The sequence below is a fragment of the Allobosea eneae genome, from assembly GCF_042657265.1.
GTDB classification, from domain to species: domain Bacteria; phylum Pseudomonadota; class Alphaproteobacteria; order Rhizobiales; family Beijerinckiaceae; genus Allobosea; species Allobosea eneae.
Window position 1 is genome coordinate 1 of record NZ_JBHSLW010000014.1, and the last position, 25,181, is coordinate 25,181.

The window sequence follows — 25,181 nt, forward strand, 5'->3', positions numbered from 1 at the left end:
AACGGTCCGCCATTATGCGGAGCGGCACGGCGACAAAACCCCGCAAAACCGCGGCTGCCAGCCAACGACTCCGCATAATCCCGCGCTACGCATAATCGGCCTTGCCGACGAAGACCCGGTGGGAAGGGGCGTTCTCGTTGGCGCGGTTCGCCTCGGGAACGATCCGGACGCCCTTGGCCTGGACCGAGAGGGTGACGATCTCGCCGTTGTACTCGTTGCCGGCCTTCTTAAAGGTGCCGATGGTCGCCATGTGAAGTCTCCTGTCTTGCTGTCTCGAGCCCGCGCCCATCGCGGCCTCGATGGCGATCGTCCGGCCGGGGGCGTGTCGCCGCCGCAGCCGGAGGCCCGCAGCGGAGCGGAGGACGGAGGAGACGCGGCTTTCTTGCCTCGCGAGGAATGACCGAAGGTCAGGGGAAGAAAGTTGCGGGTCCTCCGTTGCGGCACAGGCGATCGAGGCGCAGCCGTCCCTCGGCCAGATCAAGCCATTGGAGAGGCCGCACTGGGCCTGGGCCGACAGCACCCAGCAGGAGACGTGGCCGACCGGATCGGACGCCGCCAAGGCCGGGGAGACACCAGTCGTGCAACGACAGGCACTAGGGGGCGGAAGGGCGGCTGGGGACCTTAAGGGCTACGCGGCGGAGACCTGTCCTCACGGCCGTCGCCTGGGAAGGCGGCGACGGTGGAGCGAGGGGTTGCGGATGAGGAGTACCGACCGGATCGGCTAAGCGGCGACCATTGATGACGCCGCCGATCAACGCCCTGTGCGGACAGGACTGGCTCAGCCGTCGTTAGCCGCCCCGATCAAGGGTTCGGGGCGGGGCAGGACGACCTTGATGTCCCGGCCGAGCCCCCGGGGCGAGGGCGCTCACCCGCGTCCAGGCGACGACCGCCACAGCGACCCCGCCGACGCTTGCGATGACAACGCGCCATGCCTCGTCCGCCCCGCCGATGCCGGACACGCCGTAGACGGCCGAGTAGCCGGCGACCCCGGCCGGGGCGGCGTAGATCGCAGCGACCAGGGCGCGAAGCCAGTGCGATCGCAAGGAAGCGAACAGCAGCTGACCGATGGCGAAAGTGAGCCCGGCGGCAATGACGCCGATGACTACGGCGCCGATGAGCCCGGCGTTATGGCCGTAAGCCCACATCGCAGCCGACACGCCTGCGTAGAAAGGCAGCGCGTAGATGGCGAGTGTGAAGAGAAGCCAGAGCAGCATGCCGATGACGGCGAAGCTAGCAGCGGTGGCGATGATCATGGGCGTCCTCCATGCGAATTGGCAGGACGCGCATCCACCACCTCCACAGCGCGTGAGCGTAGGATAGCAAAGGATCGGCGGCGCCGAAATCCGCGTTGGACGCTGACGCCGTGCATGGGTTGATGCCGACCCGTCATCCGAACGGGTCGTATTCGTGGACGATCGCCTCGGCCGGACCGTCGAACTCTGAGGCTGGCATGACGCCGTAGCCGGCATCGGTCTGGATCAGCACCACGCAGATCATGAGCGTCTTGGCGAGGTCGTAAGCGCGACGCTGAGCGAGGGACAAGGGCATCTGACCGGCTCCAGTTCGGGAGCGGGGACCGCCGCCGCTCGACAGGCGCCCGACGTGTCCGGCGCAGGACCGCGATCACCGGAGGCATTAGCCGCAGGCGGTAGCGTCAGCGTACCGACCCCTTACGGGTTGATCGTCACGAGGCCCTGGGCTGGACCAAGGATCAGCGCTGACGAGAGCAGGGCGTCGCTCAAACGGGTAAGTTGGCGCATGGCGCGCTCCCACAGCTCGGCTATAGGATGAGTAGAACCGGCCCAGGGGGGCTAATGCGGGCAGGAAGGTAGTCGGGTTGTCGACGTCATTCAGTGTAGACGCGTTTGTCCGTAAGTGGCGCGCGGTTGAACTAAAGGAGCGATCGGCGGCTCAGGAGCACTTCCTGGATCTTTGCCGTGCGCTCGGCGAGCCCACGCCAGCAGAAGCTGACCCTGCCGGAACGTTCTATTGCTTTGAGCGGGGTGCTACGAAGACGAGCGGTGGCGAAGGCTGGGCGGACGTTTGGAAGCGTGGTTGTTTTGGATGGGAGTACAAGGGTAAACGCAAAAACCTCGAAGCCGCGTTTGGTCAGCTGCAGCAGTACGCGTTAGCGCTTGAGAACCCGCCGCTCCTCATCGTTTGCGATCTAGACCGGTTCGTGGTCCGCACGAATTGGACCAACACCGTCAGCGAGAAGCACGAGTTCTCGCTGGATGACCTCCGAGAACCTCGCAATCTGCAGGTCCTTAAGTGGGCGATGTCGGATCCGGAACGATTGCGTCCGGGTAAAACGCGGGACGACCTCACGGAAGATGCAGCAGCCGAGTTCGCGACATTGGCGCAGACGCTCCGCTCCCGTGGACATCCTGCCGCACAGGTCGCCCACTTCATCAACCGCTTGGTCTTCTGCATGTTTGCCGAAGACGCGGAACTCCTACCGAACAAGATGTTCGTCAGGATGCTGGAGGCCGCCAAGAGCGATCCGGGTCAATTTCAAACCCTTGCCAGCACCCTGTTCGCCGCGATGCGGAGCGGTGGTTTGGTCGGCTTTGAGCGTATCGATTGGTTCAACGGCGGACTGTTTGACGACGATGAGGCGTTTGCACTCGACCCAGACGACATCGCGCTTTGTCTCAGGGCCGCGAAGCTAGACTGGAGCGAGATCGACCCGTCGATCTTCGGCACGTTGTTCGTGCGAGGTTTAGATCCGGACAAGCGCTCAGAGACCGGCTCGGAGTACACCGACCGAGACAAGATCATGATGATCATCGAACCAGTGCTCACTCGGCCGCTCTTGCGGGAGTGGGCCGCCGTCCGTGAGAACATCAACGCGCTGATTGAGCCTGTCAGGAAGGCCGCGGAAGAAGCCATCGCCGGTGCGTCCAACTTCCCTGAACTCGCAGAAGAAGTACGGGCTGTCGAAAGTCGGCTCGCCTCCAAGCCGCAGCTCGAACTATTTCAGGACCTGATCAAGGCTAAGAGAGTCCGCGCCGTCGATTCTGTCCGGAGCACGCTTCGCGCTGCTGACCGTGCCTATCAGGAAGCGAGAGAGCAGGCGCGAGCTATGTTCGCCGCGTTCCTCGCCCGTCTCCGTGCGGTGCGCGTCCTCGATCCGGCCTGCGGCTCGGGCAACTTCCTCTACTTGGCGCTTGTCGAGCTGAAGAACGTTGAGCGACGTGTGTCCATCGAGGGCGAACTGCTCGGCTTTCCGCCGGAGTTCCCAGCGATCGGTCCTGACGCGCTGCGCGGCATCGAGATAAACCCCTACGCGGCGGAACTCGCGCGCGTTTCGGTTTGGATCGGCGAAATCCAATGGATGAGGCGGTCCGGCTTCAACATCGGCCGGCAACCGATCCTCAAGCCCCTGGACACCATCGAGTGCCGCAATGCCATAATAAACGAGGATGGTACGGCCGCGGCATGGCCTGCGGCGGATGTGATTGTCGGCAACCCGCCTTACCTCGGCGCGAAGCTGCTGAAGCGGCGCTTGGGTGTCCAAATGACCGAGGCAATCCGAGCGCTCTATCAAGGGCGGCTGCCCGGATTCACTGATCTTGTCTGCTATTGGTTCGAGAACGCCCGAGAGATGATCGAAGCGGGAACGGTCAAACGAGTGGGCCTGGTCGCGACCAATTCGATCAGGAAGAATACAAATTTGCCCGTTCTTAAGCGTATCACGGGCGCCACGCGTATCTTCGAGGCTTGGAGCGAAGAGCAGTGGACGGTCGATGGTGCCGCGGTAGACGTCTCGCTGATCTGCTTCGGCGACGCCGGCACCGAGCCAGCGAGGTTGGATGGCGAGATTGTGGGCTCGATAAATCCTGACCTTACTACGGGGATCGATCTGACTTCGGCTAGGCCGCTGCCACAAAACAGGAACGGCGCGTTTCTTGGTATCCAGAAGAGCGGCCCATTCGACGTGCCCGGAGAGGTCGCACGTGCCTGGATGCGGGAGCCGACCAACCCTAACGGGCGAGGGAACGCGGCCGTTTTGAAGCCCTATTGGAACGGCGACGACCTGACAGGGCGCCCTCGGGACGTCTGGCTCATCGATCTTCCAATCGGTTTGAGCAAGGCGGAGGCTTCGCTCTATGCTTCGCCGTTCAGGCATATCGCGACAACCCCGGACGACGACGGCAAGACGATCGAGCAGCTGCGCGCAGAGCTCGGAGAACGTGCCGGGCCTCGCTGGTGGGAGCCTCACTGGCCGAGGCCGGAGATGCGGTCACGAATCGAGGAATTGAGCCGCTACATCGTCACAGCCGAAACGGCGCAGCACCGCGTGTTTGCTTGGCTCTCGTACCCGGTACTGCCGGACAAGAACCTAATCGTGATCCCTCGCGACGACGATCTGATGTTAGGCTTGCTGCAGAGCCGGTTCCATGCCGCGTGGGCGCTGCGGAAGGGTTCCGACCTAGAAGACCGCCCGCGCTACACGCACACAACGACGTTCGCGACCTTTCCATTCCCGCCCGGCATGACGCCGGATGTTTCTGTTGAGCAGGCGAGAGCAGAACCTGCCGCCGGGGCGATCGAAGCTGCAGCGGTGCAGCTGAACGCCGCAAGGGAGGCCTGGCTCTATCCTAGCGATCTGATCATTGAGGAAGCTGAGATCGTGGAAGGCTTTCCTGTTCGGCGATTGCCGAAAGACGATGCGGCTCGCCGGCAACTCGTCCGACGCACGATGACGGCGCTCTACAACGAGCGGCCGGCATGGCTAATCGAACTGCATCTTGCCCTCGATGCCGCGGTCGCAGCTGCCTACGGTTGGGCGGAAGATATCGATGATGAGGAGGCCTTGCGCGCGCTGCTCGACTTGAACAAAGCGCGGGTTGGATAGGGCAGCGCTCACGCGCCGCCCTTCCGAAAGTCGAACAGCGGGATGCCGAGCTTGCGCGCCTTGTCGGCAAGGTTGTCCTGAATGCCGGTGCCGGGGAACACCACAACCCCGATCGGCAGGACGTCGAGCATCTGGTCGTTGCGCTTGAACGGCGCCGCCTTGCCGTGCTTCGCCCAGTCGGGCTTGAAGGCGACCTGCGGCACCTTGCGGTGATCGGCCCAACGGGACGCGATCTTTTCGGCATCCTTCGGGTTGCCGCCGTGCAGGAGCACCATGCCCGGATGCTTCGCGTGCACCCGGTCGAGCGCCGACCAGATGGCGGTCACGTCCTGGAACTCGCCGCCGGTGAAGGCGACCTTCGGACCTGTCGGCAGCATCACCTCGGTCTCGGCTCGCTGACGCGCGGCGATGAAGTCGCGGCTGTCGATCATGGCGGAAGTGAGCGCCTTGCGGTTCACGAGGCTGCCGTGGCGGGGCAGCCAGGCCGAGCCGGCGTGGGTGCGGTAGAGGTCGGCGGCGGTGTCGCGCATGAGCTCAAAACTGTTGCGGCGCTCGATCAGCGTCAGTCCTTCGGCCGTGAGCCGCTCCAGCTCGACGGACCGGACCTCGGAGCCGTCTTGCTCGCGCTGTGACCGGCGCTGCGCCTGCTCGTTGTCGTCGAGCTCGCGCTCTATCCGCTCGGCGGCGCGGTGGAAGAGGTTCACCTGTCCCCAGAGCAGGTCTTCGAGATCGGGCTCGAGGCGGGTGTCCTGGAGTGTGGAGACCGGCGGACGGTGCTCGTTCTCGCTGATGCCGATCGCCGCCCCTAAGAACTTCTCGAGAGCCGAGACGGTCGTGTTCTTGACCAGCGCGTCGGCGGGCGGCGTATCGAGGGCGGAGCCGCGAGCCAGGTAGACGTCGGGGCTTGTGCGCTCGCCGAGGGGAGGGTTGCGCCGGGCGACGAAGATCTGGCTTTCGTTCAGCTGGAAGAGGAGCGCATACCAGCCGACATACTTGCGGATTACCCCATCGGCGACGTTGCACTCGCTGCGGCCGGTACAATAGTCGACGATGTCGATGATCGCCGATTTGCCGGTCTTCGAAGCGCCGGTGAGGATGTTCAACGCGCCGGTCCGGAGCGGCAGCTCCCGAATTTCGCCCGCCCTGCTGTATAGGATCAGCTTCGCGATCTGCAGGCTCATGGCGCGACTCCCCAGGCGGCGTAGATCGTGGCGGTTGTTCCGGCGGTGGACAGCCATCGGCCGAGGAAACCCGCTAGGTCGACGCACTCGCGCGCTTCATCGGTGAACAGGCCGGTTCTCCTCTCGGTCGCCGATTGCCGCTTCGGGCCGACGGCGACATCGCCGTTTGCGGTCAGGATCAAGGTCTGATGCTGAGCGCCGAACAGCAGCGCCTCGCGCGTGATCGGGCGCAACCGCTGCACCCGCTGGGCGAAGTTGACGAGTTGGTCGCGATTGTCCTGGATCCATGGCAGCAATGACGTCACCGTCGAGCCCGGCAAGGCGGAGCGCGTGCCTTGGTGAAGGACTATCGGCAGGATCAGGAATGCGAGCGCGAACGGCATCGGCCGAGCACCCTTCTTGCTGAACTCGTCCGCGGCCTTCGCCAACAGGGTCGCGCAGAAGGCGGGGTTGAACAGATTGGCTTCTTCGACGACGCGAGCCGGCCATGGCTGCATGGCTCAGCTCTTTCCATCATCGGGCGGGACGTCGGTCTTGTAGTCGGGATGCCACCCGAGCGCGTATCGGTTCGACAGGATGTGATAGCTGCCGTGGGTGAGGAAGCGCTCGCGCACGGAGCGCAGCGGGAAGTTCGCCTCCTGCTCGACCCATTTGAATAGTCCCTGGCCGAGCTGCATCTTCTTCTCAGGCGGGCAGGTCGGCGTCAGTTCGTCGAGAAGCGCGGCATGACGGGGCTGCCAGGCTTCGACAAGCTCCTGCTCGTACGTTTCGAGCTCTCCGTCGACGAGTAGGTCCTCGCGCGCCCAGCGCGAGCGTTGTTCGGAAGCTCGATAGTAGTCCCGAATCGCCCACTCGACCCGGTTGGGCCCAATCTGAATACGGCGGAGCTGGCGCACGAACGGGCGCTTGTCCAACTCGGCGACGACGGCGGGCGGTGGGTCGATCGACTTGTAGTCGATCGGTAGGGCATCGCGCTTGAACTCTTCGCGCAGTTCGTCGACGCGTTGATCGATGGCGAGCACCGGGATCGCGTTCGGCCCCGCGCCGGTCAGCGCTTTCACGACCACGCCGAACCACCAGCCTTCGAGACGCTCGACGAGGTGGTCCACTTGGTCCCGCGCGGCCGCGTGGTAGACCTCGCGTGCGATCTCGTCGCGGACGTCGATGATGTTGGGTGAGCTGTCGAGGACGTCGATCGCGCTCAGCAGGCTGAGCCGAAGCTCTTCGGGAAGTGCGGCGTATGCCTGGTAGGCGGCCGCGTTGTCCTTGTTCTTGGACGTGGCGACGACGTTCAGCAACCGCTTGTCGGCTTCCGCTTCGTCGCGGTCGCGCATGCGGAGGAAGGACGCCGCCGAGCCATCTGGCGCGGCTCCGGTCGTGAGCAGCACGAACCGCATCCGAAACGGTGCGTCGATATCTTGCGCGACCCGCTTAGACCAAATCAGCAGGGTCTTCCAAAGATCGGCGCTGGCATCGGTGAGATTGCCCTGTTTTCCGATGTGATGCTTGGTCTGGATCAGCTCAGTGGGGTCGCCCTGCTTCTCGAAAGCGACATCGTCCAACTTCTCGATCGAGATCTCGAGTTGGGGGGCGTTGGGTATCGCGCGAAGGCCCGCATAGAGCGCATAACGACACTGGAACAGGTAGCCCGCCGCCGATGCGCTCGCCTCGTGCGTGTTACCCGCGCTCGTCATTAGCGCCTGCCTATCCGCACCGGTTCGCCGCTCCCATGCCTGTTTACACCGGGAACGATACAAAAGGCGACGTGAAAACGTAAGTCATCACTGTGGCTTCCCACCTGTGCCTTTTACTCAGCATCGATGTCGGGGTCCGGCGCGGGCTCGAGATGGTAGCCGCCCGCCGGGTACACGGAAGGGTAGCGGTCGACGGTGGCGCACCACGCGGCCGCGGCGGGCGAGAGCCACGACGTGATCTCGGTCATCGCGGCGTGATGTTTTTGCGTATTCCAATGCAGGATCGGCTCGTGATGGGCAATTCTGTTGCGCAGGAGCCGAATGGGCGTCAGCGGCCGCGAAAGCTGCTTGCGGCTAAGGCGCTTGCCGTCGGGCTTGGCCGCGATCGGGCTCAAGGTGCTGCGCCAGAGGTCCTCGTACGCTGGGCTGACCATGGCGGTCCAGAAGCTGAATGTGAGCGCCGCGACGACGCGGCCGGGCAAGGGTTGCTTGCTGTCCTTGGCCAGCTCGGCGAGCGCGACCTCGACCTGTTCCCGCTGATGGGGCGCCTGCAGCAAGTCGTCCGCTTCGAACCAGCGCTCCCCGTGCGCCGCCGACATGACGGTGTGCACCCGATTGCGTAAGGCGAGCTCCAGCACTTGAAGGGGCGTATAGAGCGCTTCCGAGATGCGGGTGTTCAAGGCATAAAGCTCGAGCGCGCGGGCCCGATCGCCGCCAGCCCAGGCCACGTAGCGTGCGAAGCGCTCAAGCGAGAGCGCGGCCTCCATGTCCGCGACCTCGGTCACGGGCAGCCTCTCAAAGGGCTTGCAAGGGGGTGGGGTCTCATCTATCTATACCTGCGGACACCCCGGGATCGCCTCTGCCGCAAGGCATGCGCCCGGGGTAAACTGTTTCTAGGGCTGCTCGCTTCTCCGGTGCTTGGGCGTTTCGGCCCGCTTCTGTGCTTCGCGCGCTTCCCGCTTCTTCGCCTTCGCCTCCGCGAACTCCGGTTCAAGTTTCTGAACGCGACCGACCAGGCCCGTCAGGTGGTAGATGTTCGAGTTCCAGTCGCCGGCGGCGGTGCGGCGCAGCTCTCGCGTGACGAGGCCGGCCTTTTCCAGCGCTCGGATGTTCGTCTGGATCGTCTTCGGCTTGCAGCCGATCCGATCGGCGAGGTCCGCCTTCGACGGGAACGGCGCTCGCGCCGGATCGCGCCAGTAGTCCAGCAACTGAGCCAGGATGTTGAACTGGAGCGGCGTGATGCCGAGCCGGCTCTGCGCCTGGATGAGGATCGAGGGAAGCGCCGTGTAGCCATGGGCGAGCACGGGCTTGCCCCAGATCTTCTCGTGCGACGAGACGGTCTTGGCCGGCTGCTTGGGGAACTCGACGACGGTCGAAGCGGGAATATCGCTCATAGGCGTGATCCTTTCGCCCATGAACCTACGAACGCGTCATAGCGCGTTCAATGCTTGCGACCGGGTCGGGTATGGCCGTTTGACGACCCACCCGAGCTACGTTCGTTACGCTAGTTCCGGCTTCCCGCTGACACGGTTTCGCTGCTTCAGTGGCCGTTATGGACCCGACCTCGGGAACAACCACAACCCACCCCTGGGTCATTAGGCGGCCATACCTTGGAACCGCACTATTCATGCACTGGGGTCACGACGTCTCGCCAGACGACAAGTCATCTTTGGCGGCCGTCCCGAGCCGCTTCGCTACCATCGCCTTCTTCTGATGCGTGATCAAGCCCAAGAGAATCCAGATCCCGAACGCCAGCTCCATGCGAGGAAGCCTGTCCTCGAGCAGCTTCATGTGCTCCGGACGCGCGCTCAGCTCATCGATGATGTCGGAGGGCGAAGCGAAGGGGTTGCTGCCGATCTCGGCCTCAAGCTCGACGCCGCGTCCTAAAAGCCTGTCGACGACGGAGCGGAGGATCAGCTCGACCGCGAACCGGTTGACACCGGCAGCGGTGCCCGGCCCTAAGTCACAGATCCCGCGCAAGATCTTCCGGTGATCGGCCAGGCTGAATGCGCCCTGCGAGTGGGCCGCCTTGTTGCGTAGGCCGCGCAGAAGGTCGATCGACCGATGGGCGTTCTCGCCGATGAAGCCCGCCATGAACGCGATGTCGGCGCGGGCCGCAAACGTCGAAAGCGGGCCTGGGTAGTTGAGCAATCCCTTTACGCGCTTGGCGGTGAACGTCTCCGGCGCAAGCGCGAGGATGATCCTCTCCAAGTGAGCGGAGACGGTGTCGGCTGCGATCAGGATCGACCCACGGTCAGTTTCGCGCGAGAACTCATCGAGCATCCGCTCGAACGCGCCGGCCACATCAGGGTCGGCCAAGAAGTGCGGTTCATCATCGTCATGCTCCTCCGGCGAAGAGTCGGCGCTAGTGTCGGTCACGGTCTGATGCTCCTCAACGCCCGCCCTCCCGCACGCCGGCTTGGCGCATCAGATCGCCGAGCGACGATCCTTGTAGGCGACATCGGGCGAGCACCCTGTCGTAGACGATTACCCGTCCGCTCCGGCCACGCTCCGCGATGCAGGTGACCGGGCGGCTGAGCGCGAGGCGAGCCAAGGCACGCTTGGCCTGCTCGCCACCGCAATGGTGAAGTTCCGGCGCGTCGAAGTCGGCCAGCCTGATCTCAATCCAAGTTGCGATATTGGACGTGCGCCCGACGCATATGCTGTCACCGTCGCCGACGTGGCGAACCTCGCCCACGATCAACGCACCCGGACGGGTAGGGAGCGGACCTGTGCACGGGTCGGCGAGGGCCGGCGCCGCCCAGCACGCGAGGACCGCTCCGAACGAAGCCGCCGCTATCAAGTGCCAGACCCTCACGCGGCGCGCTTCATCGGCTTCCGCGACAGCAGCGCCCGAACAAACTTGTCCCACCGGGCCATGCCTGCCCGCTTCTCGGGCATGTAGGTCCAGCGATCGTAATTCTTCGAGCTCACGTCTTGCAGGGCATGGTTCTGGATGCGGTCCCGGATTTCCTTGGGCACGCCAGCCTTGCCGGCGAGGGTCTTCCAGGTCCGCCGCAGGTCGCGGTTCGTGACGACCGGGATGACTCCGCGTTCCCGCTGCCGCCACATGAACGCGTAAAGCGTGCCATGACTCACCGGCCTGCTCGGGTCCTGGGCCGATGGGAAGAACCAGCCGTGAGCATTCGGCTTGATCGAGTCGATCAGCTCCGCTGCTAGCGAGGGGACGGGAGTGGCGTGTGGGGCCCCGTTCTTAGTCTTTGACCAGTCGATGATGCGCTCGGGCGCGTCCCACTGGTCGACGTGAAGCCTAGCAATCTCCTCAACTCGCTGACCGGTGAGCATCAGGAGCTGCACCGCCCGGAGGTAAGGCGGGTGGACCGGCGTGTCGGGGCAGTCGAGCCAGCGCCAGAGGCGGAGGAATTCTTCCTCGTTTAGCCAGCGCGTGCCGACCACCTTGGGCTCGGTAGGGATGCCGGCGGCGGGATTATAGACCAAGCGGAAGCACCGCGGAGACGTGTTCCGATAGTCCAGCTCTGATTTCATGCCCCAGCTGTAGGCGGCGCGGATGTAGCTGCGGACGTGGTCGGCCATCGCCCGCGCGCCGCGATCGAAGATCGGACGCAGCACTTCCGTGACTTCGTCAGGTTCGATCTCCCGGGCAAGGCGGTTGCGGCCCAAGGTGTCCGCCACCTTGTTCAAACCCTTCTCCGTCTCTTTCCAGGACGACTTACCCGTCTCTTTGAGGAAGGCGACATAGCCCTCGAACAGGTCAGCGACGGTGCCCGGTCGGGTGTCGGTCGCGATCTTGATGCTGCGACCCTTCTGGATCGAGTCGGCATAGTCGCGCTTGAAGACCTCCCGCGCGGCGGCGAGGGACATCGAAGGGTAGTCGCCGAGCTTGGCCTTAATGCGCTTCCCGTCCCGCCATTGCTGCGCCATCCACTCGGACAGCACCCGTGTCGGCATGGGTCGAAGGGCGAGCACGAGCCGACCGACACCGCGGCCCTCGCCATCGGAAAGCGTCCGCTGCTTTCCGGTCAACTCGACCTCCTTGATAGCGCGACGGATCGCGCCGTCAGTCAGACTGCCCATGCCGCATCTCCTATATCGTTGAGGGCGGTTGTCGGTCGCTAACTGAGGTCGGAACGTGCTCCGATCCCCAATTACCGCCCGCAGTTTGCCCCAGGAGGCCACAGCTTTTCAAGCCAGAAAAGCAAGATGATACAACGGGCTTACGCGTGACCGAACGTGATCGAAGCGGTGCGAGTAGGGTGGTTGTGGACCAGGATCAGGGCGGTCGCGGAGAGCTCCAGCGCGCGGCGCATCACCTCACGCGGATAGACCGGAGTGTGGTCGACCGTGCCGGTCTGCTGCACCTCGTCCGCGATCAGCGCGTTCTTCTTGTCGAGGAAGAGGATGCGAAACTGCTCGCGCTCGGCGAAGGCCATGGCGAGGCGGCAATAGTCGATCACCGCGGACCAGGAGGAGAGAACCGGCTTCTTGGCGACCTGGCCCTTCATCGTGCGCTTCAGCGCTGCCTCGACGATCTTGAGGTCGAGCGCAACACTCTCGCCGATGCCCTTGACCTCGGTCAGGCGCGAGATCGGCGCGCCGATCACTTCGGCGAAGGAGCCGAAATGCTGGATCAATTGCTTGGCGAGCGGCTTAACGTCGCGTTGCGGGATCGAGCGGAAAAGCAGGAGCTCGAGCAGTTCGTAATCGGGCAAGGCGGCGTCGCCAGCGTCGAGGAAGCGCTGGCGCAGGCGGTCGCGGTGGCCGAGATGATGCGGCGGGGCGTCGTCCGGGGCAGCGGCAAGCGAGGCTGGTTTGCCGTTGCCGCTGGTCTTCATGGGCGCGGCGCGAGCGGATTGTCGAGGCCGGCGGGCGAGAGCGTGAAGATCTCGCAGCCGGTCTCGGTCACGCCGATCGTGTGCTCGAACTGCGCCGAGAGCGAGCGGTCGCGCGTCACGGCCGTCCAGCCGTCGGAGAGCACCTTCACGCTCGCCTTGCCGAGATTGATCATCGGCTCGATGGTGAAGAGCATGCCGGGCTTGAGCTCGACGCCTTCGCCGGGACTGCCATAGTGCAGGATGTTCGGTGCGTCGTGGAAGACCTGGCCGAGGCCGTGGCCGCAGAAGTCGCGCACCACCGAGCAGCGCTCGCCCTCGGCATAGCGCTGGATGGCGAAGCCGATATCGCCGGTGGTGGCGCCGGGGCGCACGACGCGGATGCCGCGCAGCAGGCTTTCATAGGTGATCTCGACCAGCCGCTCGGCCTTGCGCGGGATGTCGCCGACCGCGAACATCCGGCTGGAATCGCCATGCCAGCCATCGACGATCAGGGTGTAGTCGATGTTGACGATGTCGCCCTCGCGCAGCGGCTTGTCGTCGGGGATGCCGTGACAGACGACATGGTTGATCGAGGTGCAGATCGACTTGGTGTAGCCGCGATAGAACAGGGTCGCCGGGTAGGCGCCGTTGTCCATGGCGAACTGGAAGGCGAGATCGTCGAGGCGCTGGGTGGTGACGCCCGGCCTGACCTCGCCGGCGAGCATGTCGAGGCCGCGCGCGGTGAGCTGCCCGGCCTGGCGCATCGCCGCGAAGGCCTCGGGGCCGTGCAGCTTGATGGCGGGGTCGCGCCGCGCACGCGAGATCGATTCGTTCAGGGTCATTCCGGAGGCCGCTCCTTGACCTCCTTATCTATTGGGTTTGGCGGGTGGTGCAAGGCGGGTGCGCTGAACGGCGCAATGCGCGCTTGGCCGCACGGGGCCCAGTAGGCTGCAGGGCAGTTGTCGGGAGACAGCTGTCGTGATTATCGGACATATAGAATAACGCCAGGGCATAATATATTATTCGACATCTGGAGAATATACTGCCTGCATTTCTTTGTAATAATTCAAAACTAAATGTATTGACCGCACTATTGTCGATTGTTAGGCCGCGCTCGTTGTCATTTTGTCGAGAGTCGCGTGCCTATGACTATTCGCTCTGCCTTGCTGGGTTCGTCCGCTCTGCTGCTCACGCCGATCGCCGCTTTGGCGCAGGGGACAGAGCGGATCCAGCTCGACACCATCGTGGTCGAAGGGCAGGGCAGCGGCGAGAAGGGCGTCTTCAGCGCCAACGGCTATGTCGCCACCTCCGGCCGCAGCGCCAGCAAGACGGACACGCCGCTGCTCGAGACGCCGATGTCGATCTCGACGGTGACGCAGACGCAGCTGGAGCAGCGCAAGCCGCAGAACCTGCTGGAGGCGCTGGCCTATACGCCGGGCGCGCGCATCGGCACCTATGGCTTCGATCCGCGCTATGACGCCTTCACCATTCGCGGCATCGACGTCACCCAAAACGCCGTCTTCCGCGACGGGCTGCGGCAGATCGGCAGCCCGAACGGGCTGATGCGGCTCGAACCCTATGGGCTGGAGGCGATCAGCGTGCTGCGCGGCCCGGCCTCGGCGATCTACGGCGCCAGCACCAGCGCCGGCATCGTCGACCTGATCTCGAAGCGGCCCACAGAGACGCCGTTCCGCGAGATCGAGATCCAGGGCGGCTCTTTCGGCCGCAAGCAGTTCAATTTCGACATCTCCGGCCCGGCCAATCCGGAAGGGACGCTGCTCTACCGTTTGACCGGGCTCGTCCGCGACGCCAAGACCGATATCGGCGCGATGAAGGACGACCGTGTCTTCATCGCGCCGGCGCTGACCTGGAAGCCGAACGAGGCGACCAAGCTCACCGTGCTCGGCGAGTACATGGATTCGACCACCGGCGGCACGGCGGCCTATCTCAATCTCTACGGCCCTTATGTCGATCGCCAGGGCAATGTGCTGTCCAAGACGCTCGGCGCGACCAAGGTCTATGTCGGCGACAAGCGCTACAATGATTTCCGCCAGCAGCAGACTCGCATCGGCTACGAGCTCGAGCACAAGTTCGACGAGGTTTTCACCTTCCGCCAGCGTGCCCGCTACCAGCAACTCGGCAACAACCAGCAATATGTCTATTTCGGCTCGGGCCTGACCCGCGAGAACACCGCCGGCTTCTCGGTCGACACCTCGCTGGAGGCGAAGGTGCGGACCGGGGCGGTCGACCACACGCTGCTCGCCGGCATCGATGTCAGCCGCTTGCACTACAAGAACAAGGAAGGCTTCGGCGGCGTGCCGCTCGGCTACAACCCGGCCCTCCTGTGGCGGACCGAGCAGACGCTGACCACGACCGGCGTCTATCTGCAGGACCAGATCAAATGGGGCGGCTGGCGCCTCTCCGCCGGCGTCCGCAATGATTGGGTCGACAGCAAGTTCGAGGCGGGCGCCGCCGGCGCTGTCCCCACCGAGAGCAAGCGCAATGACGGCAAGTTCACCGGCCGCGCCGCGCTGTCTTACGTCACCGATTTCGGCCTCGCTCCCTATGTCAGTTACGGCACCTCCTTCGTGCCCAATCCCGGCACGGTACTGAATGGCGGCGTCGCCCAGCCCACCACGGGCAAGCAGGCCGAGCTCGGCGTGAAATACGATCTGCCGGGCTACAACGCCTCGCTGCGCGCCGCCGTGTTCAATATCCGTCAGGACAATGGCGTGGTCTACGAGGTCGTCGACGGCCTCAACCGCCAGGTCCAGCTGGACCTGCGCTCCAGCGGCTTCGAGATCGAGGGCGTCGCCTCGCTGGCGAACGGGCTGAGCCTGCAGGCCTCGTATTCCTACAATGACGCCCGCATCAAGAAGGTGACAGAGGAGACGGTCGGCAACCGCCTCTCCAGCATCCCCTATCACATGGCTTCGCTCTGGCTCGACTACACCGTCCAGGCCGGGCCGGCGCGCGGGCTCGGCATCGGCGGCGGCGTGCGCTATGTCGGCTCCAGCCTCGGCGACAATCTCGGCCGGCCGGTGATCGACAACAAGGCGCGTGCCTTCCTCGACGGCTCGATCCGCTACGACCTCGAAAACCTCAGCCCGCAGCTCAAGGGCATGCGCTTCCAGGTCAACGCCACCAACCTCCTGAACGAGGTCCAGCAGACCTGCACGGCCGGCTACTGCTATTTCGACGAGGGACGCAAGGTCATCGCCAGCCTGCGTTATCGCTGGTGAGGGCGCTCATGCTCTCGCCTGCGGCGATCGTCCTGGCGATCGGCGGCCTCTATGTCGGCCAGAGTGTCATCGGCGGGCTGACCTTCATCGCTTTGCCGAGCGTGCTGCGCGAGCGCGGACTGCCGCTCGACCAGATCGGCCTGACCTATCTCGCCGTGCTGCCCTGGGCGCTGAAGTTTTTGTGGGCGCCGGCGGTCGAGCGCTACCGGCTGCCGGGCACCGGCCCGGCGCGCTCGCGCACGATCGTGCTGGCGACGACATTGATCTCGGCCCTCGGGCTCGTCGCGGTCGGCCTGATCGGGCCGGTCGCCTTCGTGCCGCTGATCAGCGTCTTCGTGCTGATCGCCTTCTCCGCCTCGACCGGCGACATCGCCTGCGACGGCCATGCGGTCGAGACCTTGTCGCAGGCCCATCACGGCTGGGGCAATGCCGCCCAGGTCGGCGGCGCTTATCTCGGTTCGGCGCTCGGTTCGGGCCTCTTCCTCGTCCTGGTGGCGCGGCTCGACTGGCAGCTTGCTACTTTCGCCATGGCCGGGCTGCTCGTCGTGCTGGCGCTGCCCTTCCTGCTTTCGCCGGCCCCGGCTGCGCCGGCACGGCGGACCCACCAACCCGCATTGAAAGAGGCACTGAAGCGGCCGGAGATGCGCACCGGCCTTGCGCTCGCCGCCATCTATGTGCCGGCGCAGAAATGGGGCGTCGCCATGCTCGGCGCCTATCTGGTCGATAGCGGGCTCGATCTTGAATCGATCGGGCTGGTCAACGGCATCGGCGGACTCGCCGTCGGCTTCGCCTGCGCGCTGCTCGGCGGCGCGCTGGTGCGCCTTCTAGGTGCGCGCAGCGTGCTCGTGCTGGCGTTGGTGCTACAGGCTTTGTCGCTTGCCGGCCTCGCCTTCGCCGCCTGGCGCGGCCTGCCGCAGCCGCTCGTGCTCGCGCTGGCGCTGGCGAGCTCGTCCGGAATCATGGCGCTGGGCTTCGTCGCGCTCTATGCCCGCTTCATGGCGCTGTCCGATCCGCGCCAGGCCGGCGTCGACTTCACCCTGCTGCAATGCATGGACGGGCTGGTCAGCATGGCCGGCGGCATCGGTGCCGGCTGGGTCTCCCAGCATTTCGGCTACGGCGTCTGCTTCGGCCTCGCAGCCGGAGTTGCGCTGATCGCGGCGCCATTGGTGACTCTGCTCGGCAGAGCCGCCGGAACGGCGCGGCCAGTCGCGCATGAGGAGGCGGTGCTCGGATGAGCGCGGCCCGGCCCCTGCCATCCTTCGCCTCCCGCTTTCCGGAGGCGCTCAGCTGGTACAGGGACAAGCTCGTACTGCCGGGCGAGGCCGGAGAGACCGTGTCCGGGCAGGAGCTTCTCGCAGGCGCGGCGGCGCGGCTGATGGCGCGCTTCGCCGCGCTCTACCCCGACAGCGACCGTCGCGCGTTGGTCTCGATGTGGTCGCAGTGGCATTTCGGCGCGCTGGTCATCCCGGCTACGGCCGCCATCCTGCTCGGCGAGCGTGACCTGCCGCTCGAGCTCGACCGGGTCGCGATCGTGCCGCAGGAGGCGGGACTGACGAGCGCGATCGTCATCTGCGATGCAGGCGCTTCGCGATGCGACGACGGCGACCCCTTCACGCCCCTGTTCGAGGGCCATGTCGCGCCATTGGTCGATTTGCTCGCCGGGCAGTTCCGGGTGTCGCCGCGGCTGCTCTGGGTCAACGCAGCGCAGATCTTCGAATGGACGCTACTGCAGGTGCCGGCCAAGCACACTGATCCGCAAGCCCTGGCTATGGCGCGCCTGCGGCTGGAGCGGCGCCTGGAGCCGTCCGGCCAGCGCAACCCGATGTACGAGGCGGTGCGCTATCCGGTCGAGCAGGGCGCGCCGGTCCGGCGCCGCAAGCTCTGCTGCTTGCGCTATCTGCTGGCCGGCGTCGCCGACTGTGCCAGCCTATGCCCGCTGCATGCCGACTGCGCTTCGGCGGCGAGCGATGCCGCCTGAGGAGGCTTCAGGCCTTGTCGGCGATGATCCGGCTCTGGCGCCATCGGCGCTGGGGGTGTACAGCGCGCCAATGGCATTCAATGAAATTCGACCGGCCGAGGACCAGCCTTTCGGCACCTTCGCGCCCCAAGGCAGCATCGCCCGCATCATCGGCTGGACGCGTTGTGCGTCCGGCTCCTTCCTCGGCCGCAAGTTCGCGTTCGCCCTGCGCCGCCTCGGGCTCAACTGGCTCAAGGGGCAGCCCGTCGACATCGAGGCGCTCGGCGCGCAGATGCGGCTCTATCCCGAGGGCAATGTCTGCGAGAAGCGCGTGCTGTTCACGCCGCAATATTTCGATGCGCGGGAGCGCGAGCTCCTCGCCTCGCGGATCCGCGAGGGTTTCAGCTTCATCGACGTCGGCGCCAATATCGGCGCCTATTCGCTCTTCGTCGCGGCCCGTGCCGGACGGAGCGCACGCATCCTCGCGGTCGAGCCGCAACCCGACATCTTCGCGCGGCTGACCTACAATATCGCCCAGAATCCCTTCGGCACGGTCAAGGCGATCGCCTGCGCGCTCGCCGACAAGCCTGGCGAGCTGACGCTGTTCCTCGATCCCGCCAACAAGGGCGAATCGAGCGTGCGCATCCTGCGCTCCACCAATGCCAGTTCCGTGCGGGTGCCGGCGACGACATTGCTCTCCCTGGTGCAGAGCGAGGGCTACGAGCGGATCGACGCGATCAAGCTCGACGTCGAGGGTGCCGAGGATCTCATCCTGGAGCCTTTCCTGCGCGATGCGCCCGAGGCGCTCTGGCCGGGCTTCGTCATCGTCGAGGATTCGCGCGGTCGCTGGCAGGCCGATCTGCCGTCCCTGCTGGAGAGCAAGGGCTACAAGCTCCTCGCCCACACACGGCTCAACCTCGTCTACGAGCGCACGACCTCGTGATGCGCCCGCCGCGCGTGCATAGCGGCCCCGACCGACGCGCCGCTTGAGCAATCGCGCGCAAGCAGCTTAGCTCGCTGGCGTATCGGGGCACGCATGCGGCGACATCAAACAGCAGGGACAAGCCCATGACGGCAGCGCCAGCGCCCGCCTTCCAGCCGGTGGTCACCGCCGCGATCCTGGTGATCGGCGACGAGATCCTGTCCGGCCGGACCAAGGACAAGAACATCGGCTACATCGCCGAATACCTGACCAATATCGGCATCGAGCTACGTGAGGTCCGGGTCGTGCCCGACCTGACCGACGAGATCGTTTCGGCGCTGAACGCGCTGCGCTCGCGCTATACCTATGTCTTCACCACTGGCGGCATCGGCCCGACCCATGACGACATCACGGCCGACGCGGTCGCCGCCGCCTTCGGCGTGCCGATCGACTACGATCAGCGCGCCGTCGACATGCTGCTGGAGCGCTTTCCCAAGGATCAGCTCAACGAGGCCAGGATGCGCATGGCCCGCATCCCCGCCGGCGCCGATCTGATCGCCAATTCTGTCTCGAAGGCGCCGGGTTTCAGGATCGGCAATGTCCATGTCATGGCCGGCGTGCCGGCGATCATGCAGGCCATGCTCGATGTCGTCGCGCCGACGCTGAAGACCGGCGCCAGGATTCTCTCTGAGACGGTGCGGGCGGGTCTGCGCGAAGGCGACATCGGCAGCCCACTGGCCGAGATCGCCAAGGCTCATCCCGACTGCTCGATCGGCTCCTACCCATTCTGGTCCGAGACCGGGCCGGACACCAACATCGTCATCCGCTCGCGCGACCCGGAGAAGCGGGCGCTGGCGACCGCCGCCGTGCAGGCGATGGTCGAAGTGGAGCGGGCCCGGCTGGGGGAGTAGGTGTATTCTTCATTTCATACAACCTGTGATTGATGATCCCTAGATTTCTAATGCCGTTCAAAGTTTAGCAGATTCAAGGCCCAGAACAGGTGGATGCTGACCTTGCGAGAAGAGCGGGACTCAACCTAATATGATTTGGCTTCCACTAAACTTAGAGTGAATATAGATTGAGAGGTATTCGCTTTTTGGCCCGGTATTCATTTGTCTAATGCCATGATATTTGCCGAAAAATTTTTGACCAAACGCAAACAAGTGGCGATTTAGACTTTTGCTCGGTCTTCGGCTTAGTAGGCCGTAAACCATTTTCATCCATTTTGTTCTTGCGGGCCGTGAGTTCGCGGGGCTGAATGCGGGGGACGGGGCATGCGGCTAAATCCATTCCGAGGCGGCGCTTCGCGCCGCGAGCTGGAAGGCGAGATGTTGGCGCTCAATCGCGCCATGGCGGTGATCAGCTTCAAGCTCGACGGCACGATCCTGGACGCCAACGAGAATTTCCTGAAGACGGTGGGCTACACGCTGGAGCAGGTGCGGGGGCGCCATCACAGCATGTTCGTGACCAAGGAAGACGCCGCGAGCGCCGAGTACAAGGCGTTCTGGGAACGGCTCCGGCAGGGCGAGTACGATGCCCGCCAGTTCCAGCGCGTCGCCGCCGATGGCAGCGAGTTCTGGATCGAGGCGAGCTACAATCCGGTCTTCGACAGGAGCGGAAAGCCGGTCAAGGTGATCAAGTTCGCGACGGTGATCACCGATCAGAAGAACCGCGAAGCCGATATGGCCGGGCAAGCCGCGGCGATCCGCAAGGCGATGGCAGTGATCGAGTTCACCCTCGACGGCCACATCCTCGACGCCAACGAGAACTTCCTCGCCGTCACCGGCTATTCGCTCGGCGAGATCAAGGGCAAGCATCATTCGATGTTCTGCGACGCCGGCTATCGCAGCTCGCCGGAGTATCGCGCCTTCTGGGAGAAGCTCGGCCGCGGCGAATATGATTCCGGCCAGTATCAGCGCTTCGGCAAGGGCGGCCGCGAGGTCTGGATCCAGGCGAGCTACAATCCGATCATGGACGCCAAGGGCCGGCCGCTGAAGGTGGTGAAATACGCCACCGACATCACCGAGCAGAAGGCGGCGCGCCAGCTCGCCAAGGCGGTCGGCGAGGCGCAGGCCGTGATCGGCCGGGCCAAGGATAAGGACCTGACGACCCGCATCGACATGGCCGGCAAGGAGGGCGAGGTCGCCATCCTCTGTGGCGGCATCAACGAGCTGATCGAGACGATGGCGCAGGTGATCGGCGCCGTCGGCGCAATCTCCGGCAAGGTCGCTGCGGCGGCCGACAAGATGGCGAGCGAGAGCGTCGAGCTCGCCGAGCGCGCCGAGGCCCAGGCTTCGAGCCTGCAGGAGACGGCGGCGACGACCGAGGAGCTCGCCGCCTCGATCAAGACCAGCGCCGGCAATTCGCGCCAGGCGGCAGCGCTCGGCGACGAGGCGAAGACTGTCGCCTCGCGCGGCGGGGCGATCGTCACCGATGCGGTTGCGGCGATGGGCCGGATCGAGCAGGCCTCGGCCTCGATCGCCGACATCATCTCGATGATCGACGAGATCTCCTTCCAGACCAACCTGCTCGCGCTCAATGCCGCGGTCGAGGCGGCGCGCGCCGGCGATGCCGGGCGGGGCTTCGCGGTCGTCGCCTCGGAGGTCAGGGCGCTCGCCGGCCGCTCCAGCGAATCCGCCAACGGCATCAAGTCGCTGATCGCCAATTCCAGCGAGCAGGTCCGCTCCGGCGTTCAGCTCGTCAAGGATGCCGGCCGCACGCTCGACGAGATCGTCGATGCGGCCAACCGCGTCGCCGGCACCATCGCCGAGATCTCGAGCGCGGCGACCGAGCAGGCCAATGGCGTCGAGGAAATGGCCAAGACCGTCGCCCATATGGACGAGATCACGCAGCGCAACTCGCTGATGGCCGATGCCAGCTCGAAGCTGTCGCGCGACCTGCAGGGCGAGACGCAGGCGCTGGCGGCATTGGTCGGCGCCTTCCGGCTCGGCGGCAGCGACCAGCCGGCGCGATTGGCGGCGGATCTGCGCTCGGTCCTGCCGGCGATGAGGGCCGCAGCCGCTCCGGCCAAGCCGGTGCCGCTCCCGCGCGTCCGGGTGGCTGGCGGCCGGGGCGACGACGGCTGGGCCGAGTTCTAGGCGACTTAGGAGCTGCGCGGCGGGGATTATCGCTGCACGGCTCTTGCCAGCGCCGGCCGAATGCGCTTTGCGGAAAGCCTCTTCTTCAGACTGCCGCAGGACCCGCCGCCATGGCCGACGCTTCCGCCAACAAGGCCTTTCCCGTTTCCTGGGACCAGTTCCACCGCGATGCCCGCGCGCTCGCCTGGCGCCTTGCCGATGCCGGCCCGTTCGAGGCGATGGTCTGCATCACCCGTGGCGGGCTGGTGCCGGCGGCGATCATCTGCCGCGAGCTCGGCCTGCGCCTGATCGAGACGGTCTGCGTCGCGAGCTATCACGACTACAAGAACCAGTCCGAGCTCAAGGTGATGAAAGAGATCGCCCCCTCGATCCGCGCCATCGGCGACGGCAAGGGCAAGGGCGTGCTGGTCGTCGACGACCTGACCGACACCGGCAAGACCGCCCGTGTCGTGCGCGAGATGCTGCCGAACGCGCATTTCGCCACGGTCTACGCCAAGCCCGCCGGCGTGCCGGTGGTCGACACCTTCGTCACCGAGGTCAGCCAGGACACCTGGATCTACTTCCCCTGGGACATGGGTCTGGCCTATGTCGAGCCGATCGCCAAGGACCACAAGGGCTGAGGATATCCTCAGCCCTCATCCTGAGGAGCAGCCTTCAGGCTGCGTCTCGAAGGATGCTTCAGGAGGCTCCGGAACCAGCTGGGGCATCCTTCGAGACACCGCTGCGCGGCTCCTCAGGATGAGGGCTGCGATTGGTTCACGCGCTGCTGGGTGCCTTGAGCGCCACCACCATGCCGGTGACGGCGAGCGCCATGCCGGCGATCTCCAGGCCTGAGGCGCGCTCTCCGAGCAGGGCGGCCCCCGACAGCGCCGTCACCACCGGCACCAGCGGCAGGAACAGCGCGGCGCGGGCGGCGCCGAGGATCGCGACCGCTTCCGTATAGAGGAAGAGCGCGACCGCGCCGACGATGACGCCCTGATAGAGCGCCTGCAGCGCCACCGCCGGCAGCGGCACCTGCAGCAGGTTGACCGGCTGGACCAGCGCCAGCAGCGGCAGGAGCGGCACCGAGAGCAGGCAGGTCGCCATGGTGACCTCGACCGCATCGGCGCCCCAGCGCCGGGCGAGCAGGCCGAACGCCGACCAGAGCACCGCGATCAGCACGAAGAGCAGGTCGCCGATCCAGGCGCCCTCGCGGGTCGGCGTGTTGGCCATCGCCTCGAAGGAGAAGACCGCGATCCCGGCGACGATGATGGCAAGGCCGATCACCCTGAGCGGGCTGATCCGGTCGCCGAGGACGAAGACGGCGAGCAGGGCGGTCGCGACCGGGATGAGGCCGGGCGAGATCACCGAGGAGTGAAGCGCCGGGGCGAAATGCGCCCCGCCGACCAGGATCAGGCTGTAGCTCGGGCCGACGATGGCGGTGAGGATCAGCGCCCGCTTCCAGCCGAGCTTGCCGACCGGGAAGGGTTTCAGTCGCGCGATGGCGAAGGGCAGCAGCACCAGCGAGGCGGCGAGGAAGCGCAGGATCGTGACGTCGCCGGCCGAGAGCCCGTCGACCACCGATTGCCGCGAGACCACCGACTGCACGCCCCAGATCACGGCCGAGAGGATGCCGAAGGCAAAGCCGATGGCGAGGCGGGAGGAGGCGGGATTGGACACTGTTCAAGGCCTTGCGGGAGCAGGGCGGCTTATGGGCTCAAGCGGGAGGCGGCGGCAAGGGTGGGCGTGGCGGGAGGCTCTACGCCGGACGCATGGGCGGGAATCGCGGGGAACCCTTCTCCCCTGGGGGGAGAAGGTGGCAGCGCGAAGCGCTGACGGATGAGGGAAGGATGGCTCACCCGGTCGAACCGCCCTCATCCCCTGCCGGACCTTCTCCCCCGAGGGGAGAAGGGAGCCGCCTACTCCACCGCCGCGACCAGTCGCTCCAGGAAGCCGTCGATCGCGGCCTTGTCGATCCAGCGCAGCACGGCGACGAGCTCGTGCTCGGGGTCGATCCAGATCAGGTTGTTGCCCGCTCCTTGCGCGCTGAAGGAACTCGCGGGCAGCTTGGGATTGGCGGCCGGGCCGCGGTTCAGCCACCAGAGGAAGCCGTAATTCGGCAGGGTCGGCGCGGGCACGACCGACTGCGCCAGCCAGGACGAGGGAACCAGCTCGCGCCCCTCCCAGACGCCGTTCTGCGCGATCAGCTGGCCGAAGCGGGCATGGTCGCGGGCGCTGATGAAGAGGCCGCCGCCCCAATGGCCGCCGCCGGGGACCGACTGCATGCGCTTTCCGTCGATCTCGACCCACGAGGTCTCGTAGCCCTCCCAGCGCCAGCCTTGCGAGGCGCCGACCTTGTCCATGATGCGCTCGCGCAGAACCTCGGGAAGCGGCTTGCGGAAGCGGCGCAGCAGCGCGTAGCCGAGCGCGTTGACCCGGACGTCGTTGTATTCGTAGAGGCTGCCGGGCTCGCGCAGCTCGCGGCGCTGGCCCTTGCGGCTGTTGTCGGCGCCGATGCCGATCTGCCTGTAATGGTCGACCTGGTCGGATTTGCCGAAAATCTCGCCCTGCCATTCGCTGTTCATGTTGAGCAGATGGCGCCAGGTGATCTTCGCATTATGCGGGCTGGAGAAATGCGGGCCGTCGACGCTTTTGCCCACCGGCTCGTCGATATCGGCGATCAGCCCGTCGGCGACGGCGAGGCCCGCCAGCACCGAGAGATAGCTCTTGGCGATCGAGAAGGTCATGTCGGCGCGGTTCGTCTCGCCCCATTCGGCGACGACCTTGCCACCCTTGAGCACGACGCCGGCCGGCCCGCCGCGCGGTTCGACCGGCCCGACGATCTGCGTCCACGGACCCGTCTCGTCCCATTCGCGATTCCCGACATAGGCGCCGTCCGGATAGAACATGCTGCGCGGCCATGGGGAATCATGCGCCTGCGCGAAGTCGATGGCGGCCTGGAGACGGGCGGGGGAGAGGGAGCTGGGCAAGGCGGGGACTCGGAGAGGGAGGTCGGGCATTGTTCTGGCGTTTGCGGCTATCGCCGGTTCGCGCCCCAAAACTCCGGGCGGCTTTAGAAAAACGTACTCACATGGCTGGCACGAACAGTCGCTCTAACCAGCTCAAAAAAGTCGACACTTGCGCCGCTTCTGGGTTCAGATAGCGTTTTGCTATTGATAGGCCCATAGGCGTACCGGGTTCAGCTTGCCAGGCTAGCCAAGTGTGAATCTCCGCTTTCGTTCGGTGAGCTGGCGGAAACCGCCTCTCGGCTTCGGTCAGACCGTCTATGGTTTCCCGCACTCGCGGAAATAGGACATCGCCTGCTGGGACGAGGTAAGTGACGAAGTCCTCCAACGTACGCACACGAGGAGGGCCGCATGACTGAAGCCTTCGCGCGAGGGCCGCTGGCGCGATGATGGGGCGCGTGAAGGTCAGGCGGCCTTCTGATCTGCGG

The 25,181-nt window shown here is 65.4% G+C and carries 23 protein-coding genes and 1 pseudogene; 8 read left to right on the top strand and 16 right to left on the bottom strand.

Annotated features, from left to right (window positions below):
- Positions 1-94: 94 nt before the first annotated feature.
- The 3 genes and pseudogenes from ACFPOB_RS12495 to ACFPOB_RS12505 form a co-directional block, all read right to left on the bottom strand.
- Positions 95-250, bottom strand: a pseudogene (locus tag ACFPOB_RS12495) (DUF736 family protein); the annotation flags it as partial.
- A gap of 538 nt (positions 251-788) precedes the next feature.
- Positions 789-1,253 carry a hypothetical protein gene (locus ACFPOB_RS12500; RefSeq protein ID WP_377798751.1) on the bottom strand — a complete coding sequence of 155 codons (465 nt, stop codon included), beginning with the start codon at positions 1,251-1,253 and terminating at the stop codon, positions 789-791.
- Positions 1,254-1,386: 133 nt separating this feature from the next.
- Positions 1,387-1,548 (bottom strand): hypothetical protein, encoded by a 162-nt coding sequence (locus tag ACFPOB_RS12505; RefSeq protein WP_377798752.1) that lies wholly within the window; start codon positions 1,546-1,548, stop codon positions 1,387-1,389.
- 289 nt (positions 1,549-1,837) lie between these two features.
- On the opposite strand from ACFPOB_RS12505, the gene ACFPOB_RS12510 reads away from it, so the two are divergent.
- Positions 1,838-4,861, top strand: coding sequence for a class I SAM-dependent DNA methyltransferase (locus tag ACFPOB_RS12510; protein WP_377798754.1), 3,024 nt, complete (start codon positions 1,838-1,840; stop codon positions 4,859-4,861).
- Positions 4,862-4,869: 8 nt separating this feature from the next.
- On the opposite strand, the gene ACFPOB_RS12515 is transcribed toward ACFPOB_RS12510, so the two are convergent.
- The 10 genes from ACFPOB_RS12515 to map all read right to left on the bottom strand — a co-directional run bounded on the left by ACFPOB_RS12515 (position 4,870) and on the right by map (position 13,371).
- Positions 4,870-6,042 carry a DUF2493 domain-containing protein gene (locus ACFPOB_RS12515; RefSeq protein ID WP_377798756.1) on the bottom strand — a complete coding sequence of 391 codons (1,173 nt, stop codon included), beginning with the start codon at positions 6,040-6,042 and terminating at the stop codon, positions 4,870-4,872.
- Entirely contained in the window at positions 6,039-6,470 is a 432-nt protein-coding gene (locus ACFPOB_RS12520; protein ID WP_377798758.1) for a three component ABC system middle component, read from the bottom strand. Before ACFPOB_RS12520 ends, ACFPOB_RS12515 begins: the two co-directional genes overlap by 4 nt.
- 72 nt (positions 6,471-6,542) lie before the next feature.
- Entirely contained in the window at positions 6,543-7,736 is a 1,194-nt protein-coding gene (locus ACFPOB_RS12525; protein ID WP_377798760.1) for an ABC-three component system protein, read from the bottom strand.
- Positions 7,737-7,849: 113 nt separating this feature from the next.
- Positions 7,850-8,521 carry an Abi family protein gene (locus ACFPOB_RS12530; RefSeq protein ID WP_377798763.1) on the bottom strand — a complete coding sequence of 224 codons (672 nt, stop codon included), beginning with the start codon at positions 8,519-8,521 and terminating at the stop codon, positions 7,850-7,852.
- 108 nt (positions 8,522-8,629) lie between these two features.
- Positions 8,630-9,130 carry a helix-turn-helix domain-containing protein gene (locus tag ACFPOB_RS12535; RefSeq protein ID WP_377798765.1) on the bottom strand — a complete coding sequence of 167 codons (501 nt, stop codon included), beginning with the start codon at positions 9,128-9,130 and terminating at the stop codon, positions 8,630-8,632.
- Positions 9,131-9,374: 244 nt separating this feature from the next.
- Positions 9,375-10,115, bottom strand: coding sequence for a hypothetical protein (locus ACFPOB_RS12540; protein WP_377798767.1), 741 nt, complete (start codon positions 10,113-10,115; stop codon positions 9,375-9,377).
- Positions 10,116-10,128: 13 nt separating this feature from the next.
- Complete coding sequence (locus tag ACFPOB_RS12545; RefSeq protein ID WP_377798769.1) at positions 10,129-10,434, bottom strand: thermonuclease family protein; 306 nt, start codon at positions 10,432-10,434, stop codon at positions 10,129-10,131.
- 116 nt (positions 10,435-10,550) lie between these two features.
- Positions 10,551-11,792: a tyrosine-type recombinase/integrase gene (locus tag ACFPOB_RS12550; protein ID WP_377798770.1), complete on the bottom strand. Its 1,242-nt coding sequence runs from the start codon at positions 11,790-11,792 to the stop codon at positions 10,551-10,553.
- A 140-nt stretch (positions 11,793-11,932) separates the two neighbouring features.
- On the bottom strand, positions 11,933-12,550 hold the full coding sequence (locus ACFPOB_RS12555; RefSeq protein ID WP_377798772.1) for a JAB domain-containing protein: 618 nt from the start codon (positions 12,548-12,550) through the stop codon (positions 11,933-11,935).
- Positions 12,547-13,371: a type I methionyl aminopeptidase gene (gene map / locus ACFPOB_RS12560; RefSeq protein WP_377798773.1), complete on the bottom strand. Its 825-nt coding sequence runs from the start codon at positions 13,369-13,371 to the stop codon at positions 12,547-12,549. The genes ACFPOB_RS12555 and map overlap by 4 nt, the downstream gene beginning before the upstream one ends.
- A 303-nt stretch (positions 13,372-13,674) precedes the next feature.
- On the opposite strand from map, the gene ACFPOB_RS12565 reads away from it, so the two are divergent.
- From ACFPOB_RS12565 to gpt, 7 genes are all read left to right on the top strand, one after another.
- A complete protein-coding gene (locus ACFPOB_RS12565; RefSeq protein WP_377798774.1) occupies positions 13,675-15,771 on the top strand; it encodes a TonB-dependent siderophore receptor in 2,097 nt (698 codons plus the stop codon).
- Between the two features lie 8 nt (positions 15,772-15,779).
- Positions 15,780-17,006 (top strand): MFS transporter, encoded by a 1,227-nt coding sequence (locus ACFPOB_RS12570; protein ID WP_377798776.1) that lies wholly within the window; start codon positions 15,780-15,782, stop codon positions 17,004-17,006.
- Positions 17,003-17,749 carry a siderophore-iron reductase FhuF gene (gene fhuF / locus ACFPOB_RS12575; protein WP_377798778.1) on the top strand — a complete coding sequence of 249 codons (747 nt, stop codon included), beginning with the start codon at positions 17,003-17,005 and terminating at the stop codon, positions 17,747-17,749. Before ACFPOB_RS12570 ends, fhuF begins: the two co-directional genes overlap by 4 nt.
- 70 nt (positions 17,750-17,819) lie before the next feature.
- Positions 17,820-18,671 carry an FkbM family methyltransferase gene (locus tag ACFPOB_RS12580; protein WP_377798780.1) on the top strand — a complete coding sequence of 284 codons (852 nt, stop codon included), beginning with the start codon at positions 17,820-17,822 and terminating at the stop codon, positions 18,669-18,671.
- Positions 18,672-18,796: 125 nt separating this feature from the next.
- Complete coding sequence (locus ACFPOB_RS12585; protein WP_377798781.1) at positions 18,797-19,561, top strand: competence/damage-inducible protein A; 765 nt, start codon at positions 18,797-18,799, stop codon at positions 19,559-19,561.
- Positions 19,562-19,978: 417 nt separating this feature from the next.
- Positions 19,979-21,748 (top strand): methyl-accepting chemotaxis protein, encoded by a 1,770-nt coding sequence (locus ACFPOB_RS12590; RefSeq protein WP_377798782.1) that lies wholly within the window; start codon positions 19,979-19,981, stop codon positions 21,746-21,748.
- Between the two features lie 110 nt (positions 21,749-21,858).
- Complete coding sequence (gene gpt / locus ACFPOB_RS12595; protein ID WP_291676016.1) at positions 21,859-22,368, top strand: xanthine phosphoribosyltransferase; 510 nt, start codon at positions 21,859-21,861, stop codon at positions 22,366-22,368.
- Positions 22,369-22,504: 136 nt separating this feature from the next.
- Here gpt and ACFPOB_RS12600 read toward each other — a convergent pair whose 3' ends face one another.
- From ACFPOB_RS12600 to ACFPOB_RS12610, 3 genes are all read right to left on the bottom strand, one after another.
- Positions 22,505-23,407 carry a DMT family transporter gene (locus ACFPOB_RS12600; RefSeq protein WP_377798784.1) on the bottom strand — a complete coding sequence of 301 codons (903 nt, stop codon included), beginning with the start codon at positions 23,405-23,407 and terminating at the stop codon, positions 22,505-22,507.
- A gap of 239 nt (positions 23,408-23,646) precedes the next feature.
- On the bottom strand, positions 23,647-24,717 hold the full coding sequence (locus ACFPOB_RS12605; protein ID WP_377798786.1) for a serine hydrolase domain-containing protein: 1,071 nt from the start codon (positions 24,715-24,717) through the stop codon (positions 23,647-23,649).
- A gap of 97 nt (positions 24,718-24,814) precedes the next feature.
- Positions 24,815-25,090, bottom strand: a complete 276-nt coding sequence (locus ACFPOB_RS12610) for a DUF3226 domain-containing protein (protein ID WP_377798787.1) — start codon at positions 25,088-25,090, stop codon at positions 24,815-24,817.
- Positions 25,091-25,181: the final 91 nt, after the last annotated feature.

Bases quoted from the DNA above. Each gene is read 5' to 3' on its own strand.
- ACFPOB_RS12565 (WP_377798774.1), top strand. From the start codon at position 13,675: ATGACTATTCGCTCTGCCTTGCTGGGTTCGTCCGCTCTGCTGCTCACG.
- ACFPOB_RS12505 (WP_377798752.1), bottom strand. From the start codon at position 1,548: ATGCCCTTGTCCCTCGCTCAGCGTCGCGCTTACGACCTCGCCAAGACG.
- ACFPOB_RS12580 (WP_377798780.1), top strand. From the start codon at position 17,820: ATGGCATTCAATGAAATTCGACCGGCCGAGGACCAGCCTTTCGGCACC.
- ACFPOB_RS12515 (WP_377798756.1), bottom strand. From the start codon at position 6,042: ATGAGCCTGCAGATCGCGAAGCTGATCCTATACAGCAGGGCGGGCGAA.
- ACFPOB_RS12570 (WP_377798776.1), top strand. From the start codon at position 15,780: ATGCTCTCGCCTGCGGCGATCGTCCTGGCGATCGGCGGCCTCTATGTC.
- map (WP_377798773.1), bottom strand. From the start codon at position 13,371: ATGACCCTGAACGAATCGATCTCGCGTGCGCGGCGCGACCCCGCCATC.
- ACFPOB_RS12500 (WP_377798751.1), bottom strand. From the start codon at position 1,253: ATGATCATCGCCACCGCTGCTAGCTTCGCCGTCATCGGCATGCTGCTC.
- ACFPOB_RS12555 (WP_377798772.1), bottom strand. From the start codon at position 12,550: ATGAAGACCAGCGGCAACGGCAAACCAGCCTCGCTTGCCGCTGCCCCG.
- ACFPOB_RS12585 (WP_377798781.1), top strand. From the start codon at position 18,797: ATGACGGCAGCGCCAGCGCCCGCCTTCCAGCCGGTGGTCACCGCCGCG.
- ACFPOB_RS12525 (WP_377798760.1), bottom strand. From the start codon at position 7,736: ATGACGAGCGCGGGTAACACGCACGAGGCGAGCGCATCGGCGGCGGGC.
- ACFPOB_RS12590 (WP_377798782.1), top strand. From the start codon at position 19,979: ATGTTGGCGCTCAATCGCGCCATGGCGGTGATCAGCTTCAAGCTCGAC.
- gpt (WP_291676016.1), top strand. From the start codon at position 21,859: ATGGCCGACGCTTCCGCCAACAAGGCCTTTCCCGTTTCCTGGGACCAG.
- ACFPOB_RS12550 (WP_377798770.1), bottom strand. From the start codon at position 11,792: ATGGGCAGTCTGACTGACGGCGCGATCCGTCGCGCTATCAAGGAGGTC.
- fhuF (WP_377798778.1), top strand. From the start codon at position 17,003: ATGAGCGCGGCCCGGCCCCTGCCATCCTTCGCCTCCCGCTTTCCGGAG.
- ACFPOB_RS12535 (WP_377798765.1), bottom strand. From the start codon at position 9,130: ATGAGCGATATTCCCGCTTCGACCGTCGTCGAGTTCCCCAAGCAGCCG.